Origin of the sequence: Pediococcus pentosaceus ATCC 25745, assembly GCF_000014505.1 — a bacterium.
GTDB classification, from domain to species: domain Bacteria; phylum Bacillota; class Bacilli; order Lactobacillales; family Lactobacillaceae; genus Pediococcus; species Pediococcus pentosaceus.
Genome location: NC_008525.1, coordinates 109722 through 123274 on the forward strand (window position 1 = coordinate 109722; position 13553 = coordinate 123274).

Annotated in this window: 8 protein-coding genes and 3 rRNA genes; 10 read left to right on the forward strand and 1 reads right to left on the reverse strand. The window is 43.0% G+C overall.

Annotated elements, in window-relative coordinates; genetic code table 11:
• Positions 1–11: 11 nt before the first annotated feature.
• The 10 genes from PEPE_RS00500 to rrf all read left to right on the forward strand — a co-directional run bounded on the left by PEPE_RS00500 (position 12) and on the right by rrf (position 12115).
• Positions 12–839 carry an alpha/beta hydrolase gene (locus tag PEPE_RS00500; RefSeq protein WP_011672840.1) on the forward strand — a complete coding sequence of 276 codons (828 nt, stop codon included), beginning with the start codon at positions 12–14 and terminating at the stop codon, positions 837–839.
• A gap of 95 nt (positions 840–934) precedes the next feature.
• Positions 935–1255: a thioredoxin family protein gene (locus tag PEPE_RS00505; protein ID WP_002834396.1), complete on the forward strand. Its 321-nt coding sequence runs from the start codon at positions 935–937 to the stop codon at positions 1253–1255.
• A 334-nt stretch (positions 1256–1589) separates the two neighbouring features.
• Positions 1590–2396, forward strand: a complete 807-nt coding sequence (locus PEPE_RS00510) for an EAL domain-containing protein (protein ID WP_011672841.1) — start codon at positions 1590–1592, stop codon at positions 2394–2396.
• Between the two features lies 1 nt (position 2397).
• Entirely contained in the window at positions 2398–2901 is a 504-nt protein-coding gene (locus PEPE_RS00515; RefSeq protein ID WP_011672842.1) for a hypothetical protein, read from the forward strand.
• A 9-nt stretch (positions 2902–2910) separates the two neighbouring features.
• Positions 2911–4236, forward strand: coding sequence for a glycosyltransferase (locus tag PEPE_RS00520; protein ID WP_011672843.1), 1326 nt, complete (start codon positions 2911–2913; stop codon positions 4234–4236).
• A gap of 135 nt (positions 4237–4371) precedes the next feature.
• Positions 4372–5808, forward strand: a complete 1437-nt coding sequence (locus PEPE_RS00525) for a 6-phospho-beta-glucosidase (protein WP_011672844.1) — start codon at positions 4372–4374, stop codon at positions 5806–5808.
• A 108-nt stretch (positions 5809–5916) separates the two neighbouring features.
• The gene (locus PEPE_RS00530) at positions 5917–6717 is read left to right on the forward strand and encodes a PHP domain-containing protein (protein WP_011672845.1); all 801 of its coding nucleotides are present in this window, start codon (positions 5917–5919) and stop codon (positions 6715–6717) included.
• Positions 6718–7175: 458 nt separating this feature from the next.
• Positions 7176–8752 (forward strand): 16S ribosomal RNA (locus tag PEPE_RS00535).
• A gap of 228 nt (positions 8753–8980) precedes the next feature.
• Positions 8981–11904, forward strand: a 23S ribosomal RNA gene (locus tag PEPE_RS00540).
• A 94-nt stretch (positions 11905–11998) separates the two neighbouring features.
• Positions 11999–12115: ribosomal RNA gene (gene rrf, locus PEPE_RS00545) — 5S ribosomal RNA — on the forward strand.
• The 16S, 23S and 5S rRNA genes sit together here, the layout of an rRNA operon.
• A 153-nt stretch (positions 12116–12268) precedes the next feature.
• Here rrf and PEPE_RS00550 read toward each other — a convergent pair.
• Positions 12269–13411 carry an ArgE/DapE family deacylase gene (locus PEPE_RS00550; protein ID WP_372237466.1) on the reverse strand — a complete coding sequence of 381 codons (1143 nt, stop codon included), beginning with the start codon at positions 13409–13411 and terminating at the stop codon, positions 12269–12271.
• Between the last annotated feature and the right edge of the window lie 142 nt (positions 13412–13553).

Here is a 13553-nt window from a genome sequence, read left to right on the forward strand (position 1 = left end):
GTTAATGAGAGATGAATGCAGTAACAATTTTTGTGCATGGATTTAATGGAAATGCGGATTCTACGGACCATTTGATCCATGGAGCACAGAAAAATGGCTGGGCGCAAAAGATGCTGGTGGTCAAAATCAAAAATGATGGGGCAATGGATTTTGATGGCGAACTCGATCAGCAGGTCGCTAATCCGATGGTTCAGGTGTTGTTTGAAAACAATCGGGCTCCTGAACGCCGGCAAGTTAGTTGGATGCACCAGTTATTAATTAAATTAAGACAAAGTTTTGGAGTCGAACAGTACAATGGGGTCGGTCATTCGCTAGGAAGTAATGTCCTGGTTAATTTAGCGATTAAGTTTGGCAAAGACTCACGTTTACCAGCTTTGAAAAAATTAGTGACCATTGCGGGTCCTTTCAATGGATTACATGGATTTCTTTCACAGGATACTGTTAAAGATGTAATGACCAAAAGTTGGGAACCTAATAAAAGAACCCATCATTTTAAAAAGCTAGTTCGTAATCGCCACTTGTTTCCTAAAGGAGCTGAAGTTTTAAACGTAATTGGGAGCGTGGATGGAATTTTAAATAATGATGTCTATGTGGCAGTTGATTCGGCCCGCGCAGTGGGCTACCTCCTCGATGGGGTGGCAGCCAAAGTTTCCGAGTTGATGGTAATTGGACCCGACGGCTATCACTGTGAGTTAAATCGAAGCCAAAATGTTTCACGTGAAATTAACCAATTTTTATGGGATGAAAAATACATAGCACAAGATTTTAAATTGATTAATTCCTATCGAGCGGACAAGGTATACCAACTCGCGCCTGAGGAGTTAAATTGGGCAAATTAATTGGTTGTCAAAACGACTGGAAGCTGATAGAATATTTGATATAGATAGCAGCTTACAAAAAGTAAGCTAGTTTTTAATAAAAGGAGCAATTCAAAATGAGCACTCAAGCAAATTTAACTAACGAAGAAATTTTTGAAGCAATGAATTCAGGTAAGAAAATGTTATTCTTTACAGCTGGCTGGTGCCCTGATTGTGCCTTCATCAAGCCCGCAATGCCGGACATCATGAAGAAGTACGATCAATATGATTGGATTACGGTTGACCGTGATGACAATCTAGAAGTTGCTCAACATTTTGGTGTGATGGGTATTCCAAGTTTTATCGCCCTTGAAGACGGTAAGGAACTCGGCCGTTTTGGTAAAGGTGAACGCCGTACTCCCCAAGAAGTTGAAGAATTCATTCAGGGTATTGCCTAACCATTAAAGTTAATTCTAGCAAGCTGTATAGAAATCGATTTTCGATTACTATACAGCTTTTTTATTTTCTACTTTTTAGTTACTGTGAAACTATGTTAATGATTACACAATCACTTAGAACTTTAAAAGTTAATAATGATTGAAAACGGATGAAACAGCATTACACAGCACATTCCACCATTGTACAAAATTGCTAAATTAAGTTGTTTTTTAATATGAAATTGCTTATCATCATTAATAATAAACGGTATCAGTTTAAAAAATATTAAAATCACGCCAAAAGGTAATGCCAATCGTTTTTTTTAGTTTTAAAATAAACGGAAAGGTTAACGATATGACACTAGAAAAACTTGAAATATATTTATGGTGGATTACAGTGCTGACGGCGGCTATCACTATTGGAATTATCGGTGGATATTACTGGTGGACCCGGAATAAGGGGAGCGATTATTTACGGAATGATGAAATCCCACTTCGTTATTTTATCCAAAAACAAGTTGATCGTAAGGGAAATACCATTGGCTACGAGTGCCTATTGCGCACGCAAAATGAAGCGGGACAGTGGGTTTTGCCACGTGATTTTGAATCCCTACCACTGCAACGCGTGATTAGCTTACTGGAGACGACTTTCCAATCTCTAGCCGATGAGCATGTAACCCTTTCTATTAAATTAACTTACAACCAAATTATGAGTCCGGCTTTTGAATACTTTGTGCGGTGGGCAATTGCGAAAATTGAGCCACTTAATTTAGCTATTGAACTTTCAATCCATGAAATGAATCGGCTAACCAATCGCCGTCTTTTTAAAAGAAGAATCCAGATTGGGCGTAGCTATGGAGTTCAATTCACGATTAATAATGTAGGTTCATCTTTAAATGATTTGAAACATATTGAGTGGTTACTAAGCGAAATTGATATTTTAAAGGCTTCCATGAGTAGTTTTAGAAAGAAAGATCCCAACGAATGGCTCGATCTTAATCTCCAATTTTGGAATAAGTTGGCCCAAGAAAATGAAATTAAATTGGTTTTAGTGGGAATTGAAAATGAAGCCGACGAGGCGTTAGCGGAGCAGCTCCGGATTGATGCGCGCCAAGGCTATCTTTTTGGCAAGCCGGAGGATGTTTACCGAAAGCAGGTTTAGGATGAAAAACGAAAGAGAACGTCAGCAGCTATATACAGATTTGTATTTTGAAAAAGGACACTGGTGGTTGAAAATATGGCAAACGTTAGTCGCCATTTTCGGTTGGATGTGTGTGTTTGTTCCTATCATCATCACCGTCACTTCCTTTTGGGCGATTTATAATCCCAAGATTCCGCATATCTGGTCTTATAGTGAAGGGATTTTTGAAATTAAATTTATCGGAATCTTATTGGCCTTTGCATTTGTCATGGCGAGCTTGTTTGCGACGAGTATGACGATTATTCAAAATCGGCGGCGGGATCGGCTGGCTGAACAGTGGCCTACCTACAATCCAATTAATCAGCGTCGACGGGAAGATACATTAGAAGCATTTATGGACGCCCGGTTTGGCAGTAAGGAATTTCGTGAAAATACCAGGTACTACGAAGTAAAACCAGAACAAAATCTGGATACAGACGAAATTAAAGAAATTTATCGAGCATCTAATTTAGACGATCTTGGATAAGGAGCAAAAATGTCATCAATCTTTATTGATAGTATTTTCAAAGGATCCCTGATTGATACGACCATTAACATTATTCTTTTGATACTTTGTTTATATCCTGTAATCGGGGCGTTCTTCTGGTTTACAGGTTCATTGTCGTATCGCTTTTTGAAAACCCATAAACGGGATGAAGGCTGGGAAAATATTCTACCTGCGGACCAACCATTAATTACCATCATGATTCCAGCCCATAATGAAGAAGTCATGATTGAAGAAACGATCACCTATCTTTTTAACGAAATTAATTACACTAATTTTGAAGTTTTAGTCGCTGACGATGGCTCGACGGATCAAACGGGAGCAATCTTAGCACGCTTGAGAAAACAATATCCACGCCTGCGGACGATTAAAATCTTGAAAAATAAAGGGAAGGCGCATGCTTTTAACATTGGAATGTATTTTGCAAAAGGGAAATACATCCTTAGTAATGATGCTGATACGATTCCCGAACCGGATGCTTTGATGAAGTACATGAACTTTTTCATGCATGACCGGGATATGAATACTTCGGCGGTAACAGCTAATATGGATGTTCAAAACCGCACGAAGATTTTAGGCAAGGCCCAGACGGTTGAATTTTCGAGTATTGTTGGGGTCATTAAACGCAGTCAAACTTCAATTAACGACTCGATGTATGCCTACAGTGGCGCCAACACGTTGTATCGCAAGAGTTTTCTGATTGACGTGGGAGGCTTCCGGCAAAATCGGGCGACCGAAGATATTAGTATTGCCTGGGATCACCAGATGATTGGGGCAATTCCGCGGTTTACTCCTAATATTGTCTTTCACATGAATGTCCCCGAATCTCTTAAAGATCTTTATCACCAACGTAAGCGTTGGGCGCAAGGGGGAACTGAAGTGTGGTTGACCAATATTAAGAAGTTCCTCTTACATCCGATTAAGCATCGTTATCAAATGTCGATGTTTATTGACTCAACCCTTTCCATTATCTGGTCATTTTTCTTTATGATTACCACCGCTGTTTTTATCATTACCATGTTGGTTTTCTTACTGACGGGGAATTACGAACGGGTCTTTCACGGAATCGTGATGTCGTTTATCTTTGTGACCTTTGAGCTACTGGCCGGGTTCTTACAATTATTAGCGGCTTTAATTTTGGATCATCATGCTGCTAAGTTAAAATACCTTATTTTTGCGCCGCTTTATATGCTCTTTTTCTGGATGGTCAATCCCGTGACGGTTGTCATGACGTTTGTACCGGCTCTTAAAACGATTTTTGGTTTTGGTTCTGGGACTTGGATTAGTCCCGAACGTAAATCACTTCAAAATAAATAAAACATATTCCGTTTTATCTGCGGAATATGTTTTTTGTTTGCCGTGAAAGCTATACAAAAAATGGAAAATAGTTCAAACTTATCTATGAAAAGGCTTTCTACAGAAAAAGCTCATTAAAAGAGAGGATGGATGAAAATGACAAAATTACCAGAAAACTTTTTATGGGGCGGCGCTGTGGCTGCTCATCAATTAGAAGGAGCATGGCAAGCAGATGGTAAAGGGGTTAGCATGGCCGACGTGATGACGGCGGGAGCTAACAAGGTACCGCGGAAGATTACCGATGGGGTAGTGCCGGGTGAAAATTACCCTAACCACGAAGGAATCGATTTTTACCATCATTATCGTGAAGACGTTAAAATGTTTGCCGAATTAGGCTTAAAAGCTTTCCGTACTTCGATTGCTTGGACCCGCATCTTTCCTAATGGTGATGATGCTGAACCTAATGAAGCTGGTTTGAAATTTTATGACGACCTCTTTGATGAATGCTTGAAATATGGGATTGAACCGGTAATTACCTTGGCACATTTTGAAATGCCTTATCATTTAGTTAAGAAATACAATGGTTTTTCTGACCGTCACGTAATTGATCTTTATGTTCGTTTCGCTGAAACTTGTTTCAAACGCTATAAAGATAAGGTTAAGTATTGGATGACGTTCAACGAAATCAATAATCAGAGTATGTACAATAATGACTTCTTGATGGCTACCAACTCAGGATTAGTTTTCAAGGGGGATGAAAATCGTGAAGCAGCGATGTATCAAGCTGCTCACTATGAATTAGTAGCTAGTGCTAAAGCAGTTAAGTTGGGTCATGAAATTAATCCAGACTTCCAAATCGGTTGCATGATTAATTTCACGCCATTTTATCCGCTCAATGCAGCCCCAAATAACATCATGTTGGCTGAACGTTTAATGCAACGTCGCTACTGGTTCTCCGATGTGCATGTCAACGGGGTTTATCCAGAAAATGTTGAAACTTACTTGCAACAAAAGGGTTACCGTCCAGACATTACAGAAGCGGACCGTGAAATCCTTAAAGCCGGAACAGTGGATTATGTAGGCTTTAGTTACTACAATTCCAACACTGTGGCTCTTCCTGAAGGTCGGTCAATTGATGAAAACTTAGCTCCAGAAGACGTAACGGTTGAAAATCCATACCTTGCAACTAGTGATTGGGATTGGCCAATTGATCCAGTGGGTCTCCGTTATTCCCTCAATTGGTTAAACGACCGCTACCACTTACCAATGTTTATTGTTGAAAATGGATTAGGGGCTTACGATACGGTCGAAAGTGACGGGGCAATTCATGATCCATACCGTGTGGATTACCTCCGAGCTCACATCCAAGAAATGGAAAAAGCAGTTGAATTAGATGGCGTAAACTTGATGGGTTATACTCCATGGGGCTTTATCGACCTCGTTTCAGCTGGCACTGGTCAAATGTCTAAACGCTACGGCTTTATCTATGTTGATAAGGATGATGATGGCAACGGAACGCTCCAACGTTCTAAGAAAGATTCCTTTGGCTGGTATCAAAAAGTAATTCGTACAAACGGTGAAGATCTCGATTAAAATTATTTTCCCTATCCTCTCCAAGCGTTGAGACAAGCGTTAAAATGCGTTGCTATGCTAAAATAGTAGTAGAGAACGGATACATTTTAGAACGAGGAGGGCAAAATTATGATTATTTATGACCAGCATGTGCATACAAGCTTTTCGTTTGATTCAAATGAAAAGATGGAAGACTACATGAAGTTGGCCGGACAGGACTTTGTTTCCACGGAACATTTGGAATTTAACAATCCAGAAGTCCAAAACCATGATAGTATTCCAGACTACACTAAATACGTGGCCGAAATTGAACGTTTGAAAAAAGCGACGGGCAAACGAGTTCATAAAGGAATTGAAATCGGGATGTCAGCCGGACAAGCAGATAAGATTAAAGACTATTTAGCCCACCATACGTTCGATATTAAGTTACTAAGTTTCCATCAAGATGGTACGAAAGACTTTGGGAGTAACATGGTCTCGCACTTAGATCCGCTTCAAGTGACGGATCAGTATTACCAGTTGATGTGGAAGGGAATCAACGAATTCCATGACGCCGATGTGTTAGCTCACTTCGATTACGGGGTACGGAGATTGAGTTTGACGTCTGGTCAATTCTCGACTACGGCCGGAGTCTTGCTCACTAACATCTTTAAAGTTGCCATTCAAAATAACTTGGCCTTTGAATTGAACACCAAGAGCATGTACAAATACCACAACATTGGTTTGTATGATTACGCAATTGAAATCTACAAGCAATTAGGGGGCAAGCGTTATACGATTGGGTCAGACGCCCATGACGCAACGCACTATGAAGATCACTTCCGGGATGCCTTAGATATGCTCAAAGCCCACGACATTCATCACATTAATGTTTATCGGCAAGGAGCTATGACGGTGGTTCCTATTGATGATATTCCAGAAGACCTTTAATTATTTATAGTAGAAAAACTAAAAGAGTGAAGACCAACATGGTGACGAAACGCCGTCGTATGGGGGTTGGAGCTCTTTTTTTGTTGTGCAAAACGAAGGCTGGAAATCTTTTTTGAAAAAAATCAAAATAAATATGGCAAAAGTGTTGACGAACCTTAAAAACGAGTGTATAGTATATTTCTGTTGTCGCGAGAGATGACGTCATCAAGTTTTCAAATTTTAATTCAAATTAATTAAAATTAGTTGTTGACATTTGAATCTCCACACGATATACTAATTAAGTTGTTAAAAACGCTAACAACGTTGATATGATAACGATAGTAGACCTTTGAAAACTGAACAAAATTTTGACAATCAATAGTGTAGGGTCTTACAAATCGCAAGATTATGTAAGAAAACATTATGCGAAGTCAATTCGCAAAACAAACAATTAATGAGCTTGAAAAAGACTCATCATTTAATATGAGAGTTTGATCTTGGCTCAGGATGAACGCTGGCGGCGTGCCTAATACATGCAAGTCGAACGAACTTCCGTTAATTGATTATGACGTACTTGTACTGATTGAGATTTTAACACGAAGTGAGTGGCGAACGGGTGAGTAACACGTGGGTAACCTGCCCAGAAGTAGGGGATAACACCTGGAAACAGATGCTAATACCGTATAACAGAGAAAACCGCATGGTTTTCTTTTAAAAGATGGCTCTGCTATCACTTCTGGATGGACCCGCGGCGTATTAGCTAGTTGGTGAGGTAAAGGCTCACCAAGGCAGTGATACGTAGCCGACCTGAGAGGGTAATCGGCCACATTGGGACTGAGACACGGCCCAGACTCCTACGGGAGGCAGCAGTAGGGAATCTTCCACAATGGACGCAAGTCTGATGGAGCAACGCCGCGTGAGTGAAGAAGGGTTTCGGCTCGTAAAGCTCTGTTGTTAAAGAAGAACGTGGGTAAGAGTAACTGTTTACCCAGTGACGGTATTTAACCAGAAAGCCACGGCTAACTACGTGCCAGCAGCCGCGGTAATACGTAGGTGGCAAGCGTTATCCGGATTTATTGGGCGTAAAGCGAGCGCAGGCGGTCTTTTAAGTCTAATGTGAAAGCCTTCGGCTCAACCGAAGAAGTGCATTGGAAACTGGGAGACTTGAGTGCAGAAGAGGACAGTGGAACTCCATGTGTAGCGGTGAAATGCGTAGATATATGGAAGAACACCAGTGGCGAAGGCGGCTGTCTGGTCTGCAACTGACGCTGAGGCTCGAAAGCATGGGTAGCGAACAGGATTAGATACCCTGGTAGTCCATGCCGTAAACGATGATTACTAAGTGTTGGAGGGTTTCCGCCCTTCAGTGCTGCAGCTAACGCATTAAGTAATCCGCCTGGGGAGTACGACCGCAAGGTTGAAACTCAAAAGAATTGACGGGGGCCCGCACAAGCGGTGGAGCATGTGGTTTAATTCGAAGCTACGCGAAGAACCTTACCAGGTCTTGACATCTTCTGACAGTCTAAGAGATTAGAGGTTCCCTTCGGGGACAGAATGACAGGTGGTGCATGGTTGTCGTCAGCTCGTGTCGTGAGATGTTGGGTTAAGTCCCGCAACGAGCGCAACCCTTATTACTAGTTGCCAGCATTAAGTTGGGCACTCTAGTGAGACTGCCGGTGACAAACCGGAGGAAGGTGGGGACGACGTCAAATCATCATGCCCCTTATGACCTGGGCTACACACGTGCTACAATGGATGGTACAACGAGTCGCGAGACCGCGAGGTTAAGCTAATCTCTTAAAACCATTCTCAGTTCGGACTGTAGGCTGCAACTCGCCTACACGAAGTCGGAATCGCTAGTAATCGCGGATCAGCATGCCGCGGTGAATACGTTCCCGGGCCTTGTACACACCGCCCGTCACACCATGAGAGTTTGTAACACCCAAAGCCGGTGGGGTAACCTTTTAGGAGCTAGCCGTCTAAGGTGGGACAGATGATTAGGGTGAAGTCGTAACAAGGTAGCCGTAGGAGAACCTGCGGCTGGATCACCTCCTTTCTAAGGAATAAACGGAAACCCACACTATGTCAAAGTTTTGTTTAGTTTTGAGAGGTTTACTCTCAATTTTGTTCTTTGAAAACTGAATAATATCTATAATTTTCTAATTTTAATTGTTAATCATAATTAAACCGAGAGAAAACCGCGTAATTTAAAGAGTTATAAAACAAGATTAGTTCAAAGATTAATCGCTAAACTCAATTAATCACTTTACCGTAGGTAAAGATAGGTTAAGTTAGGAAGGGCGCATGGTGAATGCCTTGGTACTAGGAGCCGATGAAGGACGGGACTAACACCGATATGCCTCGGGGAGCTGTAAGTAAGCTTTGATCCGGGGATTTCCGAATGGGGCAACCCAATAGTTTTAATCGACTATTATCCGCATCTGAATACATAGGATGTGTGAAGGTAAACGTGGGGAACTGAAACATCTCAGTACCCGCAGGAACAGAAAGAAAATTCGATTCCCTGAGTAGCGGCGAGCGAAACGGGAAGAGCCCAAACCAGGAAGCTTGCTTCCTGGGGTTGTAGGACTGAACATTTGAGTTACCAAAGAACTTGATAGCTGAAGAATCTGGGAAGATTCGCCAGAGAGGGTGATAGCCCCGTAAGTTAAATCAAGTTCTCTCAGTTCAGGATCCTGAGTACGGCGGAGCACGTGAAATTCCGTCGGAATCCGGGAGGACCATCTCCCAAGGCTAAATACTACCTAGTGACCGATAGTGAACCAGTACCGTGAGGGAAAGGTGAAAAGCACCCCGGAAGGGGAGTGAAATAGTTCCTGAAACCATGTGCCTACAAGAAGTCAGAGCCCGTTAATGGGTAATGGCGTGCCTTTTGTAGAATGAACCGGCGAGTTACGTTCGTATGCCAGGTTAAGTTGAAGAGACGGAGCCGAAGCGAAAGCGAGTCTGAATAGGGCGATATAAGTATGCGGATGTAGACCCGAAACCAAGTGACCTACCCATGTCCAGGTTGAAGGTGCAGTAAAATGCACTGGAGGACCGAACTCGTGTACGTTGAAAAGTGCTGAGATGAGGTGTGGGTAGCGGTGAAATTCCAAACGAACTTGGAGATAGCTGGTTCTCTCCGAAATAGCTTTAGGGCTAGCCTCGGAATTAGGATCGTGGAGGTAGAGCCACTGTTTGGACTAGGGGCCCATCAAGGGTTACCGAATTCAGATAAACTCCGAATGCCATCGATTTATGTCCGGGAGTCAGACGGTGAGTGATAAGATCCATCGTCGAAAGGGGAACAGCCCAGACCACCAGTTAAGGTCCCTAAATATATGTTAAGTGGAAAAGGATGTGGAGTTGCATAGACAACTAGGATGTTGGCTCAGAAGCAGCCACCATTTAAAGAGTGCGTAATAGCTCACTAGTCGAGTGATTCTGCGCCGAAAATGTACCGGGGCTTAAACATATTACCGAGACTGTGGATGCCACCATTAGGTGGCGTGATAGGAGAGCGTTCTAAGGGCAATGAAGGCAGACCGTGAGGACTGTTGGAGCGCTTAGAAGTGAGAATGCCGGTATGAGTAGCGAAAGATAGGTGAGAATCCTATCCACCGTATGACTAAGGTTTCCTGGGGAAGGCTCGTCCTCCCAGGGTTAGTCGGGACCTAAGCCGAGGCCGAGAGGCGTAGGCGATGGATAACAGGTTGATATTCCTGTACTAGTTAAACTTGTTTGAACAATGGAGGGACGCAGTAGGCTAAGGAAAGCACCCAGCTGGAAAAGGGTGTCCAAGCAGTAAGTCTGAAGTAGAGTCAAATGCTTTACTTCTTAAGGACAAGCTGTGATGGGGAGCGAAATTTAAGTAGCGAAGTTCCTGACGTCACACTGCCGAGAAAAGCTTCTAGTTAGAGTTTAGCTACCCGTACCGCAAACCGACACAGGTAGTCGAGGAGAGTATCCTAAGGTGAGCGAGAGAACTCTCGTTAAGGAACTCGGCAAAATGACCCCGTAACTTCGGGAGAAGGGGTGCTGATCGCAAGATCAGCCGCAGTGAAAAGGCCCAGGCGACTGTTTATCAAAAACACAGGTTTCTGCAAAATCGTAAGATGACGTATAGGGGCTGACGCCTGCCCGGTGCTGGAAGGTTAAGGGAATGAGTTAGCGTAAGCGAAGCTCTGAACTGAAGCCCCAGTAAACGGCGGCCGTAACTATAACGGTCCTAAGGTAGCGAAATTCCTTGTCGGGTAAGTTCCGACCCGCACGAAAGGCGTAACGATCTGGGCACTGTCTCAACGAGAGACTCGGTGAAATTATAATACCCGTGAAGATGCGGGTTACCCGCGACAGGACGGAAAGACCCCATGGAGCTTTACTGTAACTTGATATTGAGTGTTTGTACAGCTTGTACAGGATAGGTAGGAGCCGTAGAATCCGGAACGCTAGTTTCGGAGGAGGCAATGGTGGGATACTACCCTCGTTGTATGAACCCTCTAACCCGCGCCACTAATCGTGGCGGGAGACAGTGTCTGGTGGGCAGTTTGACTGGGGCGGTCGCCTCCTAAAGAGTAACGGAGGCGCCCAAAGGTTCCCTCAGAATGGTTGGAAATCATTCGTAGAGTGTAAAGGCAGAAGGGAGCTTGACTGCGAGACAGACAGGTCGAGCAGGGACGAAAGTCGGGCTTAGTGATCCGGTGGTACCGTATGGAAGGGCCATCGCTCAACGGATAAAAGCTACCCTGGGGATAACAGGCTTATCTCCCCCAAGAGTTCACATCGACGGGGAGGTTTGGCACCTCGATGTCGGCTCATCGCATCCTGGGGCTGTAGTCGGTCCCAAGGGTTGGGCTGTTCGCCCATTAAAGCGGTACGCGAGCTGGGTTCAGAACGTCGTGAGACAGTTCGGTCCCTATCCGTCGCGGGCGTAGGAAATTTGAGAGGCGCTGTCCTTAGTACGAGAGGACCGGGATGGACACACCGCTGGTGTACCAGTTGTTCCGCCAGGAGCATCGCTGGGTAGCTATGTGTGGATGAGATAAACGCTGAAAGCATCTAAGTGTGAAACTCACCTCGAGATTAGATTTCCCATTGCCTTCGGGCAAGTAAGACCCCTGAAAGATGATCAGGTAGATAGGCTAGAAGTGGAAGTGTAGTGATACATGGAGCGGACTAGTACTAATCGGTCGAGGACTTAACCAAGTAGAAGTGGTTGAATCTCGAAGGAAAAAATAGATATTGTTCAGTTTTGAGAGAACAAAAGTTTTCTCAAGTGATAACGTAAGTTAGCACAGAGTGTGGTGACGATAGTGAGAAGGATATACCTGTTCCCATGTCGAACACAGAAGTCAAGCTTCTTAACGCCGAGAGTAGTTGGGGGATCGCCCCCTGCGAGGGTAGGACGTTGCCATGCACATCGAAGAATCTTCCGTTGGAAGGTTCTTTTTTTGTGTCTAAAATTAGCCCGGCATAAATTAAGTTCCATTTAGATTGCGAATAACCTAATGAGAACATATTAAAAGAATCGTCAGCCATCATCGCTAACGATTCTTTTTAGTAGGTAATATTATTTTTCGAGGAATTCAATAAATAATTTTTGATAGATTTCAATGAAGTCTAAATACATCTGTTTAGGTAAACTTTCGTTAACTTGATGTTGGGAACCATCTCCTGGCCCATATACAGCAAAAGGAAAATCATGCGGCTTATCCTTAGCTAGATTAGAAGCATCGGTAATTCCGGGGCTTGCAGCCACGACAATATCACGTCCTGCATATTCTTTACCTAGTGACTGAATAATTTTAACTAACTGGTTGGAAGGACTCGTAGCAATTGGAAATTCATTCATAATTAAGTCTGTATTAATTTGAGCTCCATTTGCATTGTAAGATTTAACGAATGTTTCAATCTGCTTAGCCACTTGGTTATTATCGTATTCTGGAATCGTACGAACGTTGACCAAAGCGGTAGCTAAATCAGGTAAGGAATTAATCTGACTACCACCATTCAAAACGTCAATGTTGAAACGTACTGGTCCCATCTCTCCGGCTGGAATCGTTTCGAAGTAGGTATTAGCTTCATTCAATAGTTGCATCAACGGTACTAGAGCGTTGTAACCTTTTTCAGGAGTAGAGCTATGAACGGAAGTACCTTTAGAAGTAAATTTAATATCGAAAGAACCTTTTTGTTCAGAAGCAGTACCGTAGACGGTAGAAGGCTCCGCAATTAGCAAGCCCGCTGCGTCTTCCATATAATGATCGCGATAAAAGGCGGCGGAACCTTCTTCACCAACCTCTTCTCCGGCAGTTGCTAGCAAACGAATTGTACCTTTTTTGGGTAAGCCTTGTTTTTTCAATTCAATCATGGCAATTACTAAAGCTGCTAAACCAGCCTTCATATCTGTAATTCCGCGACCAAAGAGTTTGCCATCTTTTTCAGTCATGGTAAATGGATCATTATCCCATGCAGCCAAATTTCCAGGATCAACGACATCCATGTGTCCGGAAACAGCTAAGACAGGAGCGCCTTCCCCAATTTCGGCAACTAGATTAGCCCGCTGACCCTCAAGTGGGAGAATTTTTGCCTCAATGCCATTTTCTTGGAATAAATCCTGCAAATATTCTGCAACTTCTAATTCGTGATCGTTAACAGATTTGATTTTAATTAAATCAGCTAAAATTTTTAGATATGTTTGCGAATTTGAAACCATAGTATCCATTCCTTCCTTCATCCTTTTTCAATAAAATAGCTTACGCTTTTTTTACTAAAACTGCCACTAAAAACATAAGTTACACATTTCTAAAGATTCAGCCGAAATTAGGGTAATGGTCGCAAATACCTTGATAAAACCC

What these genes read in the sequence shown, in the direction of transcription:
- PEPE_RS00510 (WP_011672841.1), top strand. Translation starts at nt 1,590, where the DNA reads ATGACACTAGAAAAACTTGAAATATATTTATGGTGGATTACAGTGCTG.
- PEPE_RS00550 (WP_372237466.1), bottom strand. Translation starts at nt 13,411, where the DNA reads ATGGTTTCAAATTCGCAAACATATCTAAAAATTTTAGCTGATTTAATT.
- PEPE_RS00520 (WP_011672843.1), top strand. Translation starts at nt 2,911, where the DNA reads ATGTCATCAATCTTTATTGATAGTATTTTCAAAGGATCCCTGATTGAT.
- PEPE_RS00530 (WP_011672845.1), top strand. Translation starts at nt 5,917, where the DNA reads ATGATTATTTATGACCAGCATGTGCATACAAGCTTTTCGTTTGATTCA.
- PEPE_RS00500 (WP_011672840.1), top strand. Translation starts at nt 12, where the DNA reads ATGAATGCAGTAACAATTTTTGTGCATGGATTTAATGGAAATGCGGAT.
- PEPE_RS00505 (WP_002834396.1), top strand. Translation starts at nt 935, where the DNA reads ATGAGCACTCAAGCAAATTTAACTAACGAAGAAATTTTTGAAGCAATG.
- PEPE_RS00525 (WP_011672844.1), top strand. Translation starts at nt 4,372, where the DNA reads ATGACAAAATTACCAGAAAACTTTTTATGGGGCGGCGCTGTGGCTGCT.
- PEPE_RS00515 (WP_011672842.1), top strand. Translation starts at nt 2,398, where the DNA reads ATGAAAAACGAAAGAGAACGTCAGCAGCTATATACAGATTTGTATTTT.